Below are 19,171 nucleotides of genomic sequence, written 5' to 3' on the forward strand. Positions count from 1 at the left end.
AGCACCAGCCCACCCGTCACCGCCAGCAGCAACGGCGCGGCCACCAGCAGCGGATCCAACCCGCCACCCGTCCCCACACCCCGACGCCGGACCTCGGCCACCGCCGCCACCGTGACCGCCAGCACCGCCAGCTCACCCACCAGCCGACGCCGTCCACCCGCGGCCCGCCCGCGCGACCACAACAGCGCCGCCCGCGCGGGGAAGGCCAGCAGCGCGATCGACGCCGCCACCACGGCGGCCAGCACCGCGCCCTCCCACCGCGGCGTCGGCAGCAGCACCACCGCGAGCGCCGCACCGGCCACCGCGGCCGGCAGCACCGTCACCGCGCCCTCACCGACCAAGCGCCCCAGCACCCCGGTCCGCGAACCGCCACGGGCCCGCAGCAACCGGATCTCCGCGGCCCGCCGGTCGGTGGTCAGCGCCGCGGCCAGGAACAGCACCACGACCGCGACACCCGCGACACCGGCCGGGCCGATCGTGCTGAGCGGCAACGACGCCCGGTAACGGTCGTCCGCCCGGCTCAGGATGTCCGTCAGGCTGGAGCCGGTCCGCAGGTCGCCGCGCAGGGTGACGCCGGACAGGTTCGTGGCGCCCGGCCCGGTCTGGAGGGAGCTGACCACGGTCCGGGTCCGGGCGAGCTGGTCGGCGCGCAGCGCGCCGGGGTCGACGGGCAGCCGCCAGAAGTTCTCGGCGCCCGAACCCCAGCGCGCCAGCGCGGCCAGGCCGGCGCCGTCGACGAACCCGCTGGTCGCCCAGTGCTCGTGCTCGGGGACCGGCTTGAGGCAGGCCCGGGCCGGGCAGCCGAGGTTGTCCCAGAACGGGTCGTGGGGGTCGTTGATCCGGTAGAAGCCGACCACCACGGTGGTCCGCTTGGCGCCCACGCCGTCCACGCCGTTGTCGATGACGTCACCGAGCTTGATGTGGATGGTGTCGGCGGCCGTCCTGCTCAGCACGATCGGCAGCGGACCGTCGCCGGTGCCGGGGGTCGGCCAGGTGCCGTCGGTGAGGGTGGCCCGGTCGGCCAGGTCCTGGAGGTAGAACAGGCCGATCTCGGGGTCGGTGCTGTCCGAGATCCGGACGTACTCCGGGTTGCGCATCGTGCGCCCGCTCAGGGCGCGGGCGCCGTGGGCCTGGCCCGCCTGGGCCAGCGTCAGCTGCCGGCCGACCGTCTCGGTCAGCTGCCGCTGCACCTGGTCGAGCACGACGGCGTTGTCGTCGAGCTGCGTCCGGGAGGTGACCTGGAGGCTGGTCGCGTTGAGGCCCTTCTGGCCGACGAAGTCGCGCAGCGCCGCGTCCGCGCCCCGGTCCGCGATCCGCGGGAAGGCCGCCGCCAGGAAGACGGTGACGAACGCGAGCACCGCCATCAGCAGCGCGGCGAGCGGGTTCGCCCGCAGCCGGGTGGGGACCCAGCGCGCGGGCCGGTGGGCCGGACGGTGGGCGGTGTCGGGGGCGGGCACGGGGGTGCCGGCCTGGGTGGTCACATCTCCTCCACGTGGCGCAGCCGGTTGGCCACGTCTCGACGGCGGCGTCCGATCAGGAAGGCCGACAGCAGCGGGGCGACGGCGATCGCGGCCGCGAACAGCAGGGCCTGGCCGACGGGCAGGTCGATCAGGGCCTCGGGCAGGGGGCGGTGGGCGGCGGGTGTCAGGACCACGAACGGGACGATCAGGTGGACCAGCAGGGCGCCGAGGGCGAGCCCGACCGTCCCGCCGAGCCCGACCAGCAGCGCCTGTTCGGCCGCGACGGTGCGGGTGACCTGCTTGCGCGGCGCGCCCAGGGCGAGCAGCAGCGCGGAGTCCCGGGCGCGCTCGTGGGCGGAGCCGGCCACGGCGGCGACGAAGCCGATCGCGGCGAGCAGAGCGGTGACGAGCGCGATGGCCATCAGCGCGTTCTGCGGGGCGGCGCCCACCGGGTCGCTGAGCATCCCCTCGGTGACCTCGTCGGAGAGCTGGACGTCCTGGGTGCCCGGGGCGGCCCGCACGGCGGCGGCCAGTTCGGCCGGAGCGCGGTCGCCGGGCCCGGTGGCCGGCAGCCACCACTCGGCGTGGCTGGGCAGCACCCGGCCCTGCGCGGCCAGCAGCCGCGCCACGGTGTCGAGGTCGACGACCAGCGCGCTGCGGCCGCCGACCGGCACGGCCTCGACCGCCTTGGTGATCTTGACCGGGACGACGCCCCCGGCGAACGGCACCCGGACGACGTCGCCGGCGGAGCCGCCGATGAGCTTGAGGTAGTCCTTGGTGGCGACGCCTGACACGGTCGTCGGAACGTCCGTCCCGGCGGTGCCGAGGACGGCCCGCAGGGAGAGGCCGGTGCCCCTCGCGAAGCGGTAGTCGACGGTGAACAGCCGCCCGGCGTCGGCGGGTTCGGGCGCGACGGCGACCAGCGGGGCCTCCCCGCTCTTGAGCGCCGGACCGTCGACCACGTCCCCCTTCCAAGAGAGGCCGGCCGGCACCGGGACCTCGGTCGCGGGGCCGTCGGCGCTGTCCGAGACGGCCAGCCGGCCGACGGTCACCTCGCCCTCGGCCCGGTCGCTGTAGGAGACGGTCGCCCCGACCAGGGTCAGCGGCGCGGCGACGGCGCCCATCGGCGCGTCGACCAGCGTGGTCAGCGGGGCCGAGGCGTGCTGCTGACCGCTGACCGGGAGGCCGACGAACGGGGCCTTGTGGACGTAGCCGTTGCGGTCCCGCAGCAGCAGGGTCACCTCCGGCGGGGAGGGGGCCATCGGGTGCATCCCGGTGAACAGGCCGGTGTTGTCGACCGTCTGTCGGATGGACAGGTCCGCGTCGATCCGTAGCGGGCGGCCGGGGAGCGGGACCCCGCCCTTGGCGCCGGTCGGGGCCGGCTGGGCGAGCGGGCCGAACACCGCCGCCCGGTCGGCCCCGTCGAGCAGGTCGGCGCGGATCGGGACGCGGTCGGCGACGGCGGCCGTGTCCAGGGCGAGCAGTTGGCCCGTGCCGGCCGGGAGCGGCTGCTGCTCGTGGTAGACCGGGATCAGCCGGTCGCCGCCGGGCAGCGCGCCGTAGCGGCCGCCCTGGCCCATCAGCGCGGTGTGCGCGGCGGATATCCGCAGGCCGCCGGCCGTGTCGAAGGCGGCCTGGTCGCGCTGGGAGTCGGTCCAGGTGGCGTGCTGGCCGAGCGCGAGCACGCCGGTGGCCACGGCCATCACCAGCAGCAGCACCGGCCCGTTGGCCCGGGCGGGCTGACGCGACAGCTGCCAGCCGACCATGGCCGGGCCGAGGCCGCTGCCCCGGGCGGCGACCCGGGCGCCCAGCCGGGCGACCAGGGGCAGCAGCCGCAGCACCACCAGGGTTCCCGCGCACAGCGCCAGGGTGGGGGTGGCGACCAGCAGCGGGTCGACGCCGAGCTGTCCGGAGGAGTCGGCGGACAGTCCGCCGCCGTACTGGTCGAGTTGCTGGTAGGCGAGCACGGCCAGGGCGAGCACCGCGAGGTCCCCGCCGTTGCGCGCGATGCCGGAGACCACCGCCTGGCGTCGGCCGGCCTTGCGGCGCAGCGCGGCGCCGGCGCCGCGCAGCAGGCCGGGCGCGCTGGCCAGCGCGATGCACAGCAGGGTGCAGAGCACGGCCACCGGCCAGAGCGTCCAGCTCAACCGGGTGTCCAGGGCGATCTGGTGGGCGCGGCCGAGGCCGGCCAGGACGCGGACCACGAACGGTGTGAGCAGCGGTGCGAACACCGCGGCCGGGAGGGCGAGCAGCACCGACTCCAGGGCGGTGAATCCGCCGAGCCGGGCACCGGAGGCACCGCGGGCGGCGAGCAGTTCGTTCTCCCGCTCCTGGCGGGTCGAGATCAGCCGGACCACCAGCAGCAGGGCCGCGGCGGCCAGCACGGCGAGTTGCAGCGCGCCGATCAGCAGGGTGGACCGGGCGACCATCAGACTGGCCGACAACTCGCGCACCAGGACGGGGAGTTCGGTGGTGGCAGTGAGACTGGAGGTCTTCCGCAGGTCGTCGGCCAGGGGCTGGGCCCGCCCGCCGATGGCCTCGGCCGTGTCCTGGTCGACGCCCGCGAAGTCGGCGTCGAGCAGCCAGCCGCGGCTGCTCTGCGGCAGGGCCCCGGCCGCGAAGGCGCTCGGGTCGACCATCATCGGGCCGTAGGTGGTGAATCCGCCGGTCTCGACCTCGTGGCCGCCGATCGGGTCGATGCGCCAGTACGCGGCGAACGGATCGGCGGCCCGGTAGACGCCGGTGACCCGGACGGTCAGCGCCGTGCCGTCGAGCCGGTCGGTGAGCGGGACGTCCACGGGCAGCGCCCGGGCGGTCAGGCCGAGCCGGGCCAGCATGGTCTGCGGCACGGCGACCTGCGGGGCCGCGGAGCGGACCGGCCCGGTGACGGCGCCCGGCCAGGCACCGGCGACCAGGCTCACCCGGGAGCGGTCGAGGTCCGCGAGGACCGTCAGGTCGACCTTGTCCGTGCCGGACTGACCACCCGCCGGGGCGCCCGGCGCCGTGCCGCTCCCGGCCGCCGGGGCGTCACCGCCCGACAGGCCGAAGGATCGGCTGCGCAGCAGGCTGTCGGTGTGGACCGGTAGGTCGCCGAAGAGCTTCTGCCGGTAGGAGGCGAGCGCCTCCTCGTCCTTCTGCCGCTGGTCGGAGCCGTGTTCCGCGGTCACCACCACAGCGGTGCGGGCATGGCCCGGTCCCTGGAGCGCCTGCCGCAGGCCGGCCTGGCCGACGCTGCTGTTGAAGGTCACCAGAGCGGTCAGTACCGCCGTGGTGATCAGTACCGTCAGCAGGACGGCAGCAGCCAGCGGCAGTCGCCCGCGCACCCTGCGCACGACGAAGCCGAGCATCAAGTTCCTCCCCCGGTCTCAGACCCGGTCGCAATCCAGCCCCCACCCGTCGATCCGTTCCGGACCCTCATCGGTCACGGACGGGCACCCCACGGGCGTACCGGCGCAGTGATCACCGGCATTCGATCGCCGGATAGCGGACGATGCTGTCAGATTCGATCCAGGAACGGAAGGGACTTGCGCGAATCAAGTAAGCAATGAGCAAATTCCTTGTATTGGCGACATCCCCGGTGGGGAGAAGCCACTGAAATGCCATGCACACTTCATGACTTCGGGTTCGCCGACCGCCTCCTGACCAGGGAACTTCTCCTTTCGAATTTCTCTGCCCGGGAGGTTGAACCCACGAAAGCACTCCATCCGTTGACCCGAACAGAACCGGGTCGTCACCACCCCAGGGGGACGCCGCATGACGCAAGACCAGGCCGCCGACACCACCCTGACGGCCACCGGCCCGATGGTGGCCGTGTCCGATCTGCGGCGCAGCTTCGGCAGCGGGGAACGGACCGTCCACGCCCTGCGCGGCATCGACTTCTCGATCGAGCGCGGTGAACTCACCGCGCTCAAGGGCCGCTCCGGCTCCGGCAAGACCACGCTGCTCAACCTGGTCGGCGGTCTGGACGCGCCGACCAGCGGCAGCATCGTCCTGGACGGCATCGATCTCGGCGGCCTGGACGAGGACGGCCGGCTCGCCCTGCGGCGGGAGCGGATCGGATTCGTCTTCCAGTCCTTCGGACTGATCCCGATGCTCACCGCCGCCGAGAACGTCGGCGTGCCGATGCGGCTGCGCAAGGTCCCGCCGGCCGAGCGCGAGGAGCGCGCGCACACCCTGCTCGCCCTGGTCGGCCTCGCCGACCACGCCAACCAGCGGCCCGGCGAACTCTCCGGCGGCCAGCAGCAGCGCGTCGCGATCGCCCGCGCACTCGCCAACGACCCCGGCCTGATCATCGCCGACGAGCCCACCGGCCAGCTGGACTCGGAGACCGGCCGCTCGATCATGGAGCTGCTGCGCGCTGTGGTCCGGAGCGAGGGCGTCACCGTCCTGGTCGCCACCCACGACCCGACGCTGATGACCCTCGCCGACCGGGTCATCGAACTCCACGACGGACGGATCCTCGACCAAGAGGCTGAGCAGGCCGCCTAGCAGCGGCGGGCCGGGGCTACGGGCCGGGGTGCGGTGGGCGGCAGGCCCACCGCACCCCACGGAGACCTGCCTCTCGAGTTTGAGCGAGCAGGGCGAGCAGGGCGAGCAGGGCGAGCAGGGCTAACAGCACACCCACGGCCGTATTCGGCTTTGTGGATTCCTTGACGAATCACTATGATTGCACGTCATTTTCGCTTCTCTACCGGCGAGCTGTCACACCGTCGAATCGGATCCCGATTTCCCGTGGCACCGATGACGGCCCCTCGCAAGCTGCCGGAATTCGCTCCACCGGGAAGTTCGACGGCGATCTCCTGCCGCATTCTCCACCGCACACGACTGTGGTGGCCGACGGGATCGTCGGCCACCACGGCCCCGGCCTCAACGGCCGGTCGTTCGAGGGGAGATCCTTCAGACCGCCGGGAAGATCTCAGCGTCCGGCTTGAGCAGCTGGCCCGGCTTCGGCGCGGTGCCGTCCACCAGGTAGCGGGTGACCAGCGCGTTCAGCGCCTTGCTGCGGCCGACGGCGCAGTGCTCGATGGAGTCGACGCTGACCAGCACGGCGTTGCCCAGCTCCTGCTGCATCCGCTGGGCGAACTTGTACTGGGTGGCCGGGTCGTAGAGGTTGCCGATCACCATCACGGTGTTGGAGGTCTTCTTGTTCCAGGGGCCGGTGAAGCGCTCGGCGTCCCGGGCCGGGGCGGGCCAGCTCGCGCACGCCGGGGCGTCGAAGGCCTGGTAGCGGCCGAAGGTCGGCGACTCCTTCTCCCACGCACGGGCGACGTTGGCGAACACCCGGTCGTTCGACGGGTACGGCTTGTCCTGGCAGTTGACGCCCATGTAGGAGTCGTCACCGGCGTACTCGGAGTCGGCCGGGGCCTCGCGCAGCGCCCGCGGGACGTTCACCGTGAGCTGGTTGGCCGCCTCGTCGGAGACGTCCGCCTTCGGCGCCAGCAGGGCGGCCGCGGCCGGCTTCTGCATCACCTGGTAGGTGGCCTGCAGCGACTTCGCCAGCGGAGCCAGCTTGGCCTGCGAGTACAGCGCGCTCGCCACCTCGCTGGTGAAGCTGCTCAGCGTCACCTTGGAGCCGTTCGACAGCGTGATCGGGCTGGTCCGCAGGTGGTCGCGGAGCTCGTCGAACTTGGCGCGGGTGTCGCCGTCACCGAAGGCGCAGCGCGGGGCGCCGGCGGTCTGGCAGCGCTTGAGGAACTCGTCCAGGGCGATCTCGAAGCCGCCCGCCCGCTGGCGGTCGTACTCCAGGCCGTTGTGCAGGCGCAGGTCGGGGTCGACGTTGCCGTCGACGATGACCGCGCGCACCTTGTTCGGGTACATGGCGGCGTAGGTGGACCCGATCAGCGTGCCGTAGGAGAACCCGGCGAAGGTCAGCTGGGAGTCGCCGACGGCGCGGCGCATCCGGTCGAGGTCACGGACCACGTTGATGGTCGACATGTGCTCGATCAGCGGGCCGGCGTTCTTGCTGCAGGCGTCGGTGTAGTCCTGGTCGGCGTCCAGGGTCTCGTCGACCTCGGCCTTGGTGACGGGGACGCCCACCATGCGGTTGTTGACCGCGTCGGCCTCTTCCTGGGTCTTGAAGCACTTGAGCGGGTTGCTCCGGGCCACCCCGCGCGGGTCGAAGCCGACCAGGTCGAACTTGGCCTGCACCTCGGCGCCGAAGCGGGTGGTGGTCGCCCACATGTAACCGCTGCCGCCGGGGCCGCCCGGGTTCATGAACAGCGAACCGATCCGCTTGGCCGGGTCACTGGCACGGTGCCGCATCATGGCGATGCCGACCTTCTGGCCCGACGGGTCGTCGTAGTCCAGCGGCACGGGGTAGACGGCGCAGTCGAAGCCGCCCGGGTCCGGCTTGGTCGGGTCGGGGTTACAAGGCTTCCAGTCGACGGGGTCGACCTTCGCTTCGGCGGCCGCCGCACCCGGGGCCTGGTCGATCGGCGCGGCCGACGCGGCCACAGCGGTTCCGGTGACAAGGGCGAGCGCGCAAGTGACCGCTCCGGCCAACGTGGATATGCGGGACAAGGAACCTCCTCCGTGCTGAAAGGGCGGCCCCAGCCTGTCAGTCTGAGATCTCCCTGTGAAGACCTCGTAGCGGCGGAATTGTTTCGGACTTCCGGCCGCTCTCCCCGGAAACATTCTGTGAATGAACCAACTTGACGGTTGATTGACCTGACGGTGGTTCAACCACACCCGATCGGACGACGGGCGAGCGCCGACCGAGCCGTGGGTCGGCGGGCCGACCAGGTCCTTGATCCACTCGACGCGGCGCTCCTCGACCGAGCCCGGGCGCCGCATCCACTCCCCCGTGGACTCCGGCCCGTGCCCGGGACGCCCGCCGGGTCGGCCGGACGGGCCGGCCGGACGGGCCCAGGAGGCTCCGGGGCGGCAGGACGGCGGGGCGGCGGCGGGATGGCGGCGGGGCGGCGGCGGGCCTGCGGCGGGCGGCAGGGTAGCGCAATCAGGATGCATCCGGAACAAAGTAGGATGACTCAACTCCCGCGCTACGCGCGAAGAGTTCCATAAATGTTCCATTTGCCCGATTTACCACCGCTTCACACGCCCGGAGCCCCCCTCATGGACAACACGTCCACCGCCGACACCGCCGCCGGCGCGATAGAGACGCGCGGAATCGAACCCGTCCCCGACCACGAGCGTCAGGGCAGAGTCCGCGAGCTCTTCCCGACCTGGGTCGCGGCGAACATCAGCGTCCTGCTGCTCACCATGGGTGCCGCCCTGGTGGTGCTGAACCAGCTCAACTTCTGGCAGGTCCTGATCGTCGCCGCGTGCGCCGCGGTCGTGTCGTTCGGCCTGGTCGGCGTGCTGTCGGTCTCCGGCAAGTGGGGCGGGGCCCCGGGCGCGACCCTCTCGCGGGCCACCTTCGGGGTGCGCGGGAACCTCTTCCCCGGCGCGATCCTCTGGATCGCCCGGTTCGGCTGGGAGACGATCAACGCCGTCACCGGCGCCTACGCCGTGCTGACCGTGCTCGACCTGGTCTTCGGTGTCAAGAGCAACACCGCGCTGATCGTGATCACCCTGTTCGCCTTCGTCGCCTGCACCTTCCTGGTCTCCGGCATGGGCCGGAAGGCGCTCAACGTCTGCAACACCTGGTCGACGTACCTCTTCGGCGTGTTCAGCGTGCTGGTGCTGGGCTACCTGATCGCGACCATGCACTGGAGCGAGGTCTTCTCCAAGCCCGCGGGCACCACCGCGATGGTGGTCGCCGGCATCGGGACCATCGCCGCCGGCGGCATCAGCTGGGTCCCCACCGGCCCGGACTTCGCCCGCTACCTGCCGCACTCCGCCTCCGGCAGGAAGATCGTCGGCGTGACGGTCTCCGGCGCCGGCCTGGTCATGGTGCCGATGGTGCTGATGGGCGCCGTGATGGCGGTGGCCTCCCCCGGCCTGGCCCAGGCCGCGGACCCGGTCTCCTTCCTCGGCGACCTGCTGCCGACCTGGCTGGCCGTGCCCTACCTGCTGACCGCGATCGTGGGCATGCTGCTGATCAACAGCCTGTCCATGTACTCGGCCGGCTTCACCGCGCAGACCATGGGCGTCAAGCTGCCGCGCGCCCTGGCCGTCAGCATCAACGCCGTGATCTCGCTGGTCGGCGGCCTGCTGCTGATGCTGGTCGCGAAGAGCTTCCTGGGCTCCTTCATCACCTTCCTGATCCTGCTCGCCGTCTCCTTCTCCGCCTGGATCGGCGTCTACGCGGTGGACATGTTCCGGCGCCGGACGCGCGCGGTGCGCTACGACGCCGCCGCCCTGATGGACACCACCCGGAACAGCCGCTACTGGTACGCGGGCGGTTTCTGCTGGCAGGCGATGGTCTCCTGGGTGCTCGCGCTGCTGTTCGGGCTCGCCTTCACCAAGTGCGACTGGTTCGCCGGCCCGCTCTCCGACACCCCCGTCGGCAAGTACGGCCTGGCCTGGGCCGCCACCATCGTGATCTCCGGCGCGATCATGGCCGCGCTCCCCACGCCCCGGGAGAACACCCCGGCCACCCCGGCCACCCCCGGCCGGTCGGCCGCCGAGCAGGCCGAGCGGACCGAGCGGACCGAGCGGACCGACCAGGTCACCGTCTGACCCCGGCCGCACCCCGGGCCCGACCCCCGGGCCCAGACTCCGGACCGCCCGGTCGCAGCGACTCAGCCGAGTCGGGGCGACCGGGCGGTCCCGTTTCCCTCTGCTCTTGACGCACTCCCCGTGGAACGACGACCGCGGGTCTCAGCCGGCCACCGGGCTGCCGACCCGCAGCAGGTTGCCGCTGCGGTCGACGAGGGCGAACTCCCGCATCCGGTAGTCGGTGCCGCCCACCGGCGTCAGCCGGCTGCCGGTGGCCGGGTCGGCCTCGACACCGATCCGCTCCCACTCCCGGTGCCACGCGTCCGCGTCCCGGACCTGGAGGTAGCAGCTGCTCGCCGTCGTCAGCGGATCCACCCCCGGTTCATGGCGGAAGTGCAGCTCGACCGTGCCCCGGACGACGATCAGGTAGCCGTCCGGCCCGTCCCAGCGGCCCCGGGGCTCGAAGCCGAGCCGGCCGTAGAACTCCTGGGTCTCGTCCAGGTCCCGGCTCGGCAGGACCGGAACCGCGTACTCGTCCATGCCGCCACCCTATCCGCCGCCCCGGAGCGGGGTGCTCGGACTGCTCAGCGCCTCCTCTCGTACCTGGTCAGGAGGACACCGTCGGGAAACGTCCGCGTCTCCACCAGGTTCAGGTCCACCCAGCCGTCCAGCGCGGTGAAGAACGGCGTGCCGCCGCCCACCAGGACCGGGTGGGTGGCGATCACGTACTCGTCGATCAGCCCGGCGCGCATGGCCGCCCCGGCGAGCGTCGCGCCGCCGATGGTCATCGGGCCGCCGTCCTCGGCCTTGAGTCGGGTGATCTCGCTGAGCGCGTCGCCGGTGACCAGGCGGGCGTTCCAGTCGACCGTGTCGATCGTCGAGGAGAACACCACCTTCGGCGTGTCCCGCCAGTTCCGCGCGAACTCGACCTCCGCCGGGGTGGCGTCGGGCCGCTGGTCGCCGGTCGGCCAGTAGGAGCTCATCGTCTCCCACAGCTTGCGCCCGTACAGCGACAGGCCGCTCGCCAGCTCGTGGTCGAGCCAGTACCGGAAGAGCTCGGGGCTCGGCGGTCCGCTCCAGCCGATGTCGTCGCCGGCCGCGGCGACGTAACCGTCCAGGGTCAGATTCATGCCGTAGATCAGTTTCCGCATGGCCCGGCCTTCCGTCCGTGGGTGTCCGGCGTCCAGACCAGCGTGAGGACCGTTGTCGTCCCCCGCCACCTGCCGCTGCGCGACGACGTCATGTCGCTACCTTCGCACTGCCTCGGGGGACGTCCTCCTCGGAGTCGCCCTGCCCGCGCGTACGGTCCAGCTCGCGCCATTCCGCCCGCAGTCCGGCCAGATTCGTGGTGAGGAAGTACGCGGCGCCGCAGGTGAGCAGCACCGGAAGGAGTCCGACGGCGGCCACCGCCGCCCCGGCCAGCAGCCCGCCGAGAGGGATCCCGGCCCAGGCCAGCGAGTCACCGAGGGCGTTGACCCGGCCCAGCATCCGGCGCGGCACCCGCTCGACGAGGACGGCCCCCAGCACCGGGTTGACGAAGCCGGCACCGAACCCGCTGACCGCGAAGACGGTCAGTACCACCCCCACCGGGGCGCCGGAGGCGAGGACCAGGAACCTCGGCGCCCCGGCGAGCAGGAATCCGGTGAGAAGCACCGCCCGCCGCCGCAGCCGGTGCGCGACGGCCGCGGCGATCAGGCTCCCGCCGACCGCCGCGGCTCCCATCACGCTGCCCATCAGGCCGATCGCGGTCGGCCCGTTGCCCGACTCCCTGGCCCAGACGGGGACGAGCACCGAGCCGAACGCCGCGTCCAGCAGGTTGGTGATGCCGACCATGACGATGACGGTGAGCAGCAGCGGCTCGCCGCGCAGGAAGGTGAAGCCCTCGCCGAACCGCCGCCAGTAGCCCGGTCCCGTCTCCCCGGCCGGCGAGGAGGCTTCCTCGGCCGCGTGTCCCATGCCGCGGGGCAGCGCGAGTTTGATGATCACTGATCCGAGGGCGAAGCAGCCCGCGTTGACGGCGAGCCCGGTCAAGGGGCCGAGCAGGGCCACCAGGGATCCGCCGACCGCCAGGCCGACGGTGGAGGCGAGCCGCTCGATCACACCGGCCAGACCGGTGGCCCGTTCCAGCGGCACCCGGCCGCGCTCGGCCGCCTCCGGGACCATCACCTCCTTGGCCAGGTCGCCGGGGCCCCGGGCCGCGCCGATCAGTGCGACGAGAACCAGCAGAAGGGGAAAGGAGAGCAGGTCCAGGGCGTGGAGCAGGGGAACCGCGGCGGCGGCGGTCGCGCTGGCCAGATCGGTGGTCCAGGAGACGGCCCGCGGGCCGATCCGGTCCACCAGCGGTCCGGTGAACGCCTTGACCACCACGTAGGGAGCCATCTCGCAGAAGGCGACCAGTCCGGTCCGGGTGGCGCTGCCGGTGGTGACGAGGACGAACCAGGGCAGTGCCACGACGGAGATCCGCGTGCCGGTCAGCGACACGACCATGGCCGCCAGCACCCCGCCCAGCGGCCGTAAGGACCTCTTGCCGGGTATGCCGCCGGCCTCCGGGGCGTCGTCGGTCATGACCTCGGACTTCCTTCCGCTTCCTGGGGGCCGGAGGGGAGCGACGACGTGGCCGGCGCGTCCGGTTCGGGCAGGATCTGCGTGATCACGGCGACCCGTTCGGCCCCCTCGGGGGCACCGGCCGCGGTCTCCGGTGTGTCCCGCCGGTAGCGCGCGATGACCTCCGCCAGCTCCCGGTACAGGGCGGCGGCTTCCTCGGGCGTGAGCCGCAAGGCCCAGTCGCTCATGTCGAAGGTGTTCCGCCAGGCGCGGGGCATCGTCTGGAGCCCGTTGAGGGCTTGCTGGGTGCGCAGGGTGTAGATCGCGGCGACGGACTGCTGGTAGGCCAGTGCGGCCTCGGGCTCCCGCTCGGCCAGCTCCGGTTCGTTGAACCAGGTGGTCCGGTGCACCGAACGCCACCAGCGTTCGCGCGCGTTGCCGCGTTCGGTGTCCTCCTCGACGAAACCGGCCGCGCCGAGCTGCCGGAGGTGGTAGCTGGCCGTACCGGAATTCACGCCCAGCCGCTCGGCGAGGCGGGTGGCCGTCGACGGGCCGTGCTTCCGCAGCAGCCCGACCAACTGCACGCGCACCGGATGCGCCAGGGCGCGCAGCCCCTTGGCATCCAGGACGACCGAGTCCTCATCACCCTGCGGGCCGTCCGGCCCCTCCACTGCATCAGCCATGCGACACACGGTAGTCCGCAAAGAGTTCTTTGCGAAGAGTTATTCGCGAAGAACTCTTCGCGGTTCGGTTCGCCTGCGAGGTGCCGCCGCTCACCCGTCGACCGTCGCGCAGCACCGTCAGTGCCGGGCATCAGTGCCGGGCGAGGCCGGCCTCGCGGGAGAGGTCGGGGTCCTCCGGGGCGCCGAGGACGAGGATCTGGAGGGCCGCGCCGACGTAGACGACCAGGAGCCGGGCGATCCTGCGGGGCGTGCTGGGCATGGTGGTTGTCCCTTTCTCTCGTTCGCTCGTTCACTCGTTCGCTCACCGGAGGGTGCTGCCGGGGGTCACCAGGAGGTGGCGTCGTCCATCGACTGCTGCCAGTAGGTGACCTTGAGGGAGTCGTCCACGTAGACGCCCTTCGCGGGCAGCGAGGGCTGGGACCCGGCACCGACGCTCTCGTTGCCGGACGGGCCGTGGAAGTAGACGACCAGGGAGTTCACCGTGTGGCCGTTGGCACTGTCGGTGCCGTCGGTGGAGGACAGGTTCACGGAGGCGTAGCCGGACTCGCCGGGCTTGAGCGTGACGACGGCCTGCGGCTTGGAGTCGGTGATCACCGGGGGCACGGACTGGGCCTCCCCGAACCGGACCGCCGGGTAGCCGTACAGGTAGCAGGTGCCGCTACCGGTGTTGGTGACCGTGAGCAGCATGTGGTTCACGGGGCGGTTCAGCGGGGCGGCCGTCGTCCGGGTGTTGTCGCCGGTGCAGGTGACCGGCTTGGCCGCCTCCGGCGCCGGCCCGCCGGACGACTTGGACGCGGGGGCGCTCGCCCCGGGCTTCGCACCGGTGGACGCCGCTGCGGCGGCCGAGGGCTTCCCGGTGGTACCGGCGCTGCCCGCCGGAGCGGCGGGCGAGGGCGAGGCGGAACCGGCGGCCCGGAGGGTCGGGCCGGTCGTCGTCGCGATGTCCCCGGTGTCCCCGTTGCCGGTGCAGGCGGAGACCGACAGGGCGGCGAGCACGACACCCACGGCGGCGGTGGCCAGCCGGGTGCGGGAGGTACGGGAGGTACGGACGGACATGGGCTCGGGCCCCTTCGGCAAGCGGTCGAACCGTACGTCGACCGGATGACCGAAGCCTGCGGAACGGTCCGTCCCGGCCGCCAGAGCCAACGCCCCGTTGGGGACACTGGAACGGCGAAAGGGCCTCTGAGCTGCGGGAACGATGCGCCCCTGGAACGCCGAAACGGGACGCCGAGGGGCCTGGCGGGCCCGCGCGCCCCGCCGTCAGTGCGGGTGCCGGTCGGACCGTTCGTTGTCCTGCGTCGCCCGGAAGGCAGCGCGCCACGCCGCGTCGAGGCCCTCGCGGGCCGCCTCGATCCCGGCGGCGGTGTTGCCGCCGGGAACCGCGACCCGCTCGATCACCTCGGCCGGCGTGGCGCCGCCGCCGACCAGGCGGCCCGCCGCCTCCAGGCTGCAGCTGACCAGCCGCTCCGCCAGCTCCCTCGGCAGCGGGGCGCCCCGCTCGCACTGGGCCCGGGCCATCGACACCGCGGCCTCGGCCAGCAGGGCCGGGCCGCAGGACGCCAGGTCGGTCGCGGCGCGGCCCTGCTCCTCGCCGATGACGAACGGGGTGGAGAACGACCGCAGCAACGCCAGGAGGTTCTCGGTCGCCGCCTCCGTCATCCCGGGCCCGGGCACCAGGAGCGTCGCGCCGGCGCCGATCTCGTTGCCCGCACTGGGGATCAGCTTGGCCACCGGGCCCGGCACCGCCCCGGCCAGCACCGACAGCGGCTGCCGGTTGCTGATGGTGACCACGACGTGGTCAGCGGTCAGCCCGGGTCGCAGGTCGCCCAGGACGGCGGACAGGGCCGACTGCGGCGTGCACAGGACGAGCAGCGCCGCGGCGCCGGGCAGCTCCCGCAGGGGCGTGATCCGCACGCCGGGGACGGCCCGCCGGAGCTGCTCGACGCTCGCGGCGGAGCGCCCGCTGGCGTGGAGGCCGCCCGGCCCGACGGCCCGGCCGAAAGCCGCCGCCAAGGTCCGGCCCATGCGGCCCAGGCCGACGATTCCCACCGTTCGAAGCTCGCTCATGGCGGCAAGCATCGCAGATGTCGATCACCGGTCTCCGGCCGCCGAATCACCGGCAGCGACACCACCGGCGGCACCGCCGGGGGCACCGCCGGCGGCACCGCGGGCCCGAACGCTTCACCCGGGCCACCGCCCCGTGTTGCCGATCGGTGTTGCCACCCCGGAAACGGCGGCGCAACGGGGCCCGGACCGTCCATGCTGTGACGCACCGTCAGCGCGACCAGAACAACCCACCGATACTGCGAGGATGGTGCCGTTGTGCAGCCCGTAGAACGCCGGGGGGTGACCGGGTGGGGAACCTGCAACCGCTGAGCCCCGATCTGAACGAGGAGTGCCGCGCCTTCGCCGAGGCCCTGCGCAGCCTGTTCGCGGGGTTGTGGCCCACGGTGTCGGTGCGCCGCTACAGCTCGCGCCGGCACCTGAGCCCGGGTGCGCTGTCCCGCTACCTGTCCGGGCAGCGGATCCCGTCCTGGCAGTTCGTCCAGGACCTGCTCACCGACGTGGGCGCCGACCGGGGCACCGTCGCCACCCTGGAGACCGTCGAACTCCTCCGCTCGCTCCACGCGGCCGCGCTGAGGACCAGTGCCTCGGTGGGCCACGCCGTCCAGCAGCTGCAGTTCCAACTGGCCGAGGCCGACCGGCTGTCACGGCGCTCGGCCGCCCACAGCGACGTCCTGGGCGACGCCCTGCTCGACAAGAACCACCGCATCGCCGACCTGGAACTGCGCCTCAACCAGCTGGAGAGCGACTGGGCGCGGGAGCGCGCCCGTGCGGACGAGGTCGCCGTCTACGCCGACGACCGCGCGGACCTGCTCCTGGAGAAGCAGGACCTGGAGAAGGAGGTCGCCCGGCTGGAGACCGAGTTGGGCGAGGCGCTCCGGCGCCGGCTGGCCGCCGAGGCCCGCTGCGAACTGCTGGAACGCCAGCTGATCGCGGCGGAGCAGCAGGCCGGCGAGGACCCGCTGCGGATCGAGGCTGCCGCCACGGCCGACACCGCCGACACCGCGGCCCCCACCGCCACCGGCCGGCCCCGGGTTCTGGTGGTCGACGACCAGCCCTCGAACCTGGTGGCCCTGGAGGCCGTCCTCGCGGCCGCCGACTGGGACGTGCTGGCCGTCACCTCCGGTCCGGACGCGCTCAAAGCGCTGCTCCAGCACAACGACATCGCCGTCATCGTCCTGGACGTGCAGATGCCCGGCATGGACGGCTACGCGACCGCGGCCCAGATCAAGGGCCGCGCCCAGACCCGCGACATCCCGATCATCTTCGTCACCGCGATCGGCTCCGACCCGGAGAACGTCCTGCGCGGCTACGACGCGGGGGCGGTCGACTTCATCGTCAAGCCCTTCGACCCCTGGCTGCTGCGCGCCAAGGTCACCGCCCTGACCGGCATGTACCTGAACTACCGCGGCACCCCCCGCCCCGCCCCCGCGAACCGCCCCCCGCACACCACCACCGACTGGCTCCTGCCCTCCCCCGCCACCCCCGCTCCCCCGCACCAGCCACCCTGACCACACCCCCGCCCCGGCTCCCCCCGCCCGGGCGGAGCCCTCATGGCCGGGCCGTCAGTCCGGACGATCAGCAGGGCACAGTGGGACTACGGGTGACGTGCGCTGTCGTCCAGTCCGGCGTTCCCCTGCCAGGGCTGAATTCGAGCCGCTGGGAGTCGCCGCCCAACAGTTCGGCGCACACCGTGCCCTCGGCGTTCACGGAGCCGTCCACGTTCAGCAGCGTGACGACGAGTCCGAACTGCCTGGCGAGCCCGGTGTTCGGATCGTGCGAGGTCACATCGAGGAGGAGGTCGACGGTCGTGGTGTTGACGGGGTTCGCCGCGCTCATCCTGACGCTGTAGTCGCCGACCGTGTAGGCCTGGGCGAACGCCTTCCGCTGCGCTGCCGCCGTCCTGGCGGCAGCAGCCGAGGCTTCTGCCGCAGCCGAGGCTGACGCCGAGACAGCGGCCGACGCCGCGGCCGAAGCGGAGGCAGCCGCGGACGCCGATGCCGCGGCAGGGTCCCCGGCCCGCGCGGCGGCCGACGCCCCGCCGGCCGCCGCCGACGACGCCCCCGCACCGACCTGGCCGGGACCACCGCCGGTTCCCTGCCGCGCCAGCGCGGCCGCCAGCACGCCGTCGGGGGACTCCGCCGGCTCCGGCCTGCCGTCCTCCGGAGTCAGCTCCTGGGCGCTCGCCGAACCGATGTGACAGGCCAGATCACGGTCGGTGACGCTGTCCAGAATCCCGGCACCGGCGATGGTGTGCCGGCCGGGCGGCACGTAGTAGAGCATGCGGCCGGCGTCGAAGGCGTGGCGCTCGGTGCTGGTGCAGGCGAGGTCGATCGTGTACGCCAGCATGCGGGGAGAACGGTTGTCGACCGATATCGCGCACCGCTCCGTTCGCATCCGACCGCCCAGGGCGGGATCGGCGCCTTCGGATGCACACAGGACGAGTCCGACGTCCGCGCTGCGGTCCCGATCCACCACCGACGAGGAGCAGCCGGACAACGTCGGGACGGCCGCCAGAGCCGCAGCGACGCAAGCGGAGGTGACGGCGGAGGCGGCCATGGAAGCACGGCGCATGGAGGGGCGCTCCTGAGCTCGGGGCGGGACGACGCCGACATCCTGCCGCAGAACGCGCCCCGCGGGTGGGGTGATCCCGACTACGGGGCACCGACCCGGTTCCGCAGCCGGAGCGCGTGCAGGGTCAGCCCCGGGGCGTCATGTCGTCGAGGAGGTGAACGAGTTCGGCGGGCCTGGTGACCATGGGCCAGTGGCCAGTGGCCAGTGGCCTGTGGCCGGAGTCGATGTCGACGAAGTCGACGTGCTCGGCCCGGGCGAGTCCCGGGGCCTCACCCGCGGCGATCCGCACCCGGGCCTGCCACGGGGTGAACTCCGGGCAGACCACCACGACCGGGACCAGGTAGCGGCGTCGGTCCGTCAGCCGGACCACGCCTCTGGCCGCCCGCTTCGCCGCCGCCGTGTCCGACCCCGGGGATCCCGCCCGTCCTTGAGCGCCGAACGCCCCTGCGGACCGCAGCACTTGGCGGCCGCCGCCGCTCCTGGCAGGATGCCGGGACGACGGGGCAGTGGACGAACCACCGGGGGGGCGGACTGTGAGCATCCACGTCAGCTACGAGCTGACGGCCGAGGAGGAGTACCGCGGGGTGCGGCGGGCGTACCGGCGCCGCTTCGCGGTGGTCCGGGCCTGCTGCGCGGTGCTCGTGGCCTGCGGCATCGTCCTGTTGGTGACAGGTGGCCAGCCGGCGCTCGGCGTGGTGCTGGTGGTGGTCGCGCCGCTGCTCGCCTTCTGGCAGTCGTTCGTCACCAGGCTCGGCGTCGCCCGCCACCGGGCGGAGTACCCCGGCCCGCTGACCATCACCTTCAAGGACAGCGGCTGCGCCTTCACGACGGGGAACTTCCGGCAGCCGTTCTCCTGGTCGCGCTTCACCCGGATCACGGACGACCGGGACCACCTGTACCTCTACGCCCGCGGTGAACTCCCGGTGGCCGTACCGAAGAGCGAGTTCCACCCCTACGAACTCGGCGAACTGCTGAGGGTGTTGCGGTCCAGGCCCAACTACCGCCCGCCGCGGCGCTCTTCCTGACCCTGGCCGCACGGCGGTCGAGCGCCCCAGCGCTCGGCGTGGTCGGCCTCGCACCGGCGGCGAACCACCGACCCGCTGGCATGTCCGCGGCCGAAAGTTCGCAGGTCAAAGGTCTGTTCACGGAGCCCGGGCCGGTCTAGCATTCCGGGTCACAGCAGCCCCACCACCCCCTTGCGGAGCTGCTGGGCAGACCGGCCCACGCCCCCACGTCGGCCGGTGCCTCCCACGGCCGGGACCGCGGGCCTCCCCGTCCCCGCGGTCC

General features: G+C 72.9%; 14 protein-coding genes and 2 pseudogenes. 4 read left to right on the forward strand and 12 right to left on the reverse strand.

Translation table 11 applies throughout. The features are described 5' to 3' along the window. Together ACFY2K_RS23185 and ACFY2K_RS23190 are read right to left on the reverse strand one after the other, a co-directional pair. Positions 1-1,481, reverse strand: a pseudogene (locus ACFY2K_RS23185) (hypothetical protein); the annotation flags it as partial. After that, entirely contained in the window at positions 1,478-4,807 is a 3,330-nt protein-coding gene (locus ACFY2K_RS23190) for an FtsX-like permease family protein (protein ID WP_387713635.1), read from the reverse strand. The pseudogene ACFY2K_RS23185 and the gene ACFY2K_RS23190, both read right to left, overlap by 4 nt. Before the next feature lie 406 nt (positions 4,808-5,213). Here ACFY2K_RS23190 and ACFY2K_RS23195 point away from each other — a divergent pair, with 406 nt between their 5' ends. Further along, positions 5,214-5,948 (forward strand): ABC transporter ATP-binding protein, encoded by a 735-nt coding sequence (locus ACFY2K_RS23195; protein ID WP_380527608.1) that lies wholly within the window; start codon positions 5,214-5,216, stop codon positions 5,946-5,948. A gap of 408 nt (positions 5,949-6,356) precedes the next feature. Here ACFY2K_RS23195 and ACFY2K_RS23200 read toward each other — a convergent pair whose 3' ends face one another. Next, the gene (locus ACFY2K_RS23200; protein ID WP_380527605.1) at positions 6,357-7,979 is read right to left on the reverse strand and encodes an alpha/beta hydrolase; all 1,623 of its coding nucleotides are present in this window, start codon (positions 7,977-7,979) and stop codon (positions 6,357-6,359) included. A gap of 552 nt (positions 7,980-8,531) precedes the next feature. On the opposite strand from ACFY2K_RS23200, the gene ACFY2K_RS23205 reads away from it, so the two are divergent. After that, positions 8,532-10,040 carry a purine-cytosine permease family protein gene (locus tag ACFY2K_RS23205; protein ID WP_387713638.1) on the forward strand — a complete coding sequence of 503 codons (1,509 nt, stop codon included), beginning with the start codon at positions 8,532-8,534 and terminating at the stop codon, positions 10,038-10,040. Positions 10,041-10,181: 141 nt separating this feature from the next. On the opposite strand, the gene ACFY2K_RS23210 is transcribed toward ACFY2K_RS23205, so the two are convergent. From ACFY2K_RS23210 to ACFY2K_RS23240, 7 genes are all read right to left on the reverse strand, one after another. After that, on the reverse strand, positions 10,182-10,559 hold the full coding sequence (locus ACFY2K_RS23210; RefSeq protein WP_380527601.1) for a bleomycin resistance protein: 378 nt from the start codon (positions 10,557-10,559) through the stop codon (positions 10,182-10,184). 44 nt (positions 10,560-10,603) lie between these two features. Then, complete coding sequence (locus tag ACFY2K_RS23215; protein WP_387713641.1) at positions 10,604-11,170, reverse strand: dihydrofolate reductase family protein; 567 nt, start codon at positions 11,168-11,170, stop codon at positions 10,604-10,606. Positions 11,171-11,258: 88 nt separating this feature from the next. Beyond that, positions 11,259-12,584, reverse strand: coding sequence for an MFS transporter (locus ACFY2K_RS23220; RefSeq protein WP_387713643.1), 1,326 nt, complete (start codon positions 12,582-12,584; stop codon positions 11,259-11,261). Next, positions 12,581-13,246 (reverse strand): ArsR/SmtB family transcription factor, encoded by a 666-nt coding sequence (locus ACFY2K_RS23225; protein WP_380587615.1) that lies wholly within the window; start codon positions 13,244-13,246, stop codon positions 12,581-12,583. Before ACFY2K_RS23225 ends, ACFY2K_RS23220 begins: the two co-directional genes overlap by 4 nt. A 130-nt stretch (positions 13,247-13,376) precedes the next feature. Next, positions 13,377-13,505, reverse strand: a complete 129-nt coding sequence (locus tag ACFY2K_RS23230; protein ID WP_380399460.1) for a hypothetical protein — start codon at positions 13,503-13,505, stop codon at positions 13,377-13,379. Positions 13,506-13,570: 65 nt separating this feature from the next. After that, on the reverse strand, positions 13,571-14,302 hold the full coding sequence (locus ACFY2K_RS23235; protein WP_387713647.1) for a DUF4232 domain-containing protein: 732 nt from the start codon (positions 14,300-14,302) through the stop codon (positions 13,571-13,573). A 204-nt stretch (positions 14,303-14,506) separates the two neighbouring features. Further along, positions 14,507-15,313, reverse strand: a complete 807-nt coding sequence (locus ACFY2K_RS23240; protein ID WP_380527587.1) for a pyrroline-5-carboxylate reductase family protein — start codon at positions 15,311-15,313, stop codon at positions 14,507-14,509. A gap of 287 nt (positions 15,314-15,600) precedes the next feature. Between ACFY2K_RS23240 and ACFY2K_RS23245 the strand changes: the two genes are divergently transcribed. After that, a complete protein-coding gene (locus ACFY2K_RS23245; protein WP_387713651.1) occupies positions 15,601-16,821 on the forward strand; it encodes a response regulator in 1,221 nt (406 codons plus the stop codon). Positions 16,822-16,888: 67 nt separating this feature from the next. Here ACFY2K_RS23245 and ACFY2K_RS23250 read toward each other — a convergent pair whose 3' ends face one another. Continuing rightward, positions 16,889-17,884 (reverse strand): hypothetical protein, encoded by a 996-nt coding sequence (locus ACFY2K_RS23250; RefSeq protein ID WP_387713654.1) that lies wholly within the window; start codon positions 17,882-17,884, stop codon positions 16,889-16,891. 124 nt (positions 17,885-18,008) lie between these two features. Then, positions 18,009-18,263: pseudogene (locus tag ACFY2K_RS23255) on the reverse strand (alpha/beta hydrolase); the annotation flags it as partial. A gap of 154 nt (positions 18,264-18,417) precedes the next feature. Between ACFY2K_RS23255 and ACFY2K_RS23260 the strand changes: the two are divergent. Continuing rightward, positions 18,418-18,909: a YcxB family protein gene (locus tag ACFY2K_RS23260; protein WP_380527579.1), complete on the forward strand. Its 492-nt coding sequence runs from the start codon at positions 18,418-18,420 to the stop codon at positions 18,907-18,909. Positions 18,910-19,171 lie beyond the last annotated feature (262 nt).

It is taken from the genome of Kitasatospora sp. NPDC001309 (genome assembly GCF_042896295.1).
Classification (GTDB): Bacteria; Actinomycetota; Actinomycetes; order Streptomycetales; family Streptomycetaceae; genus Kitasatospora.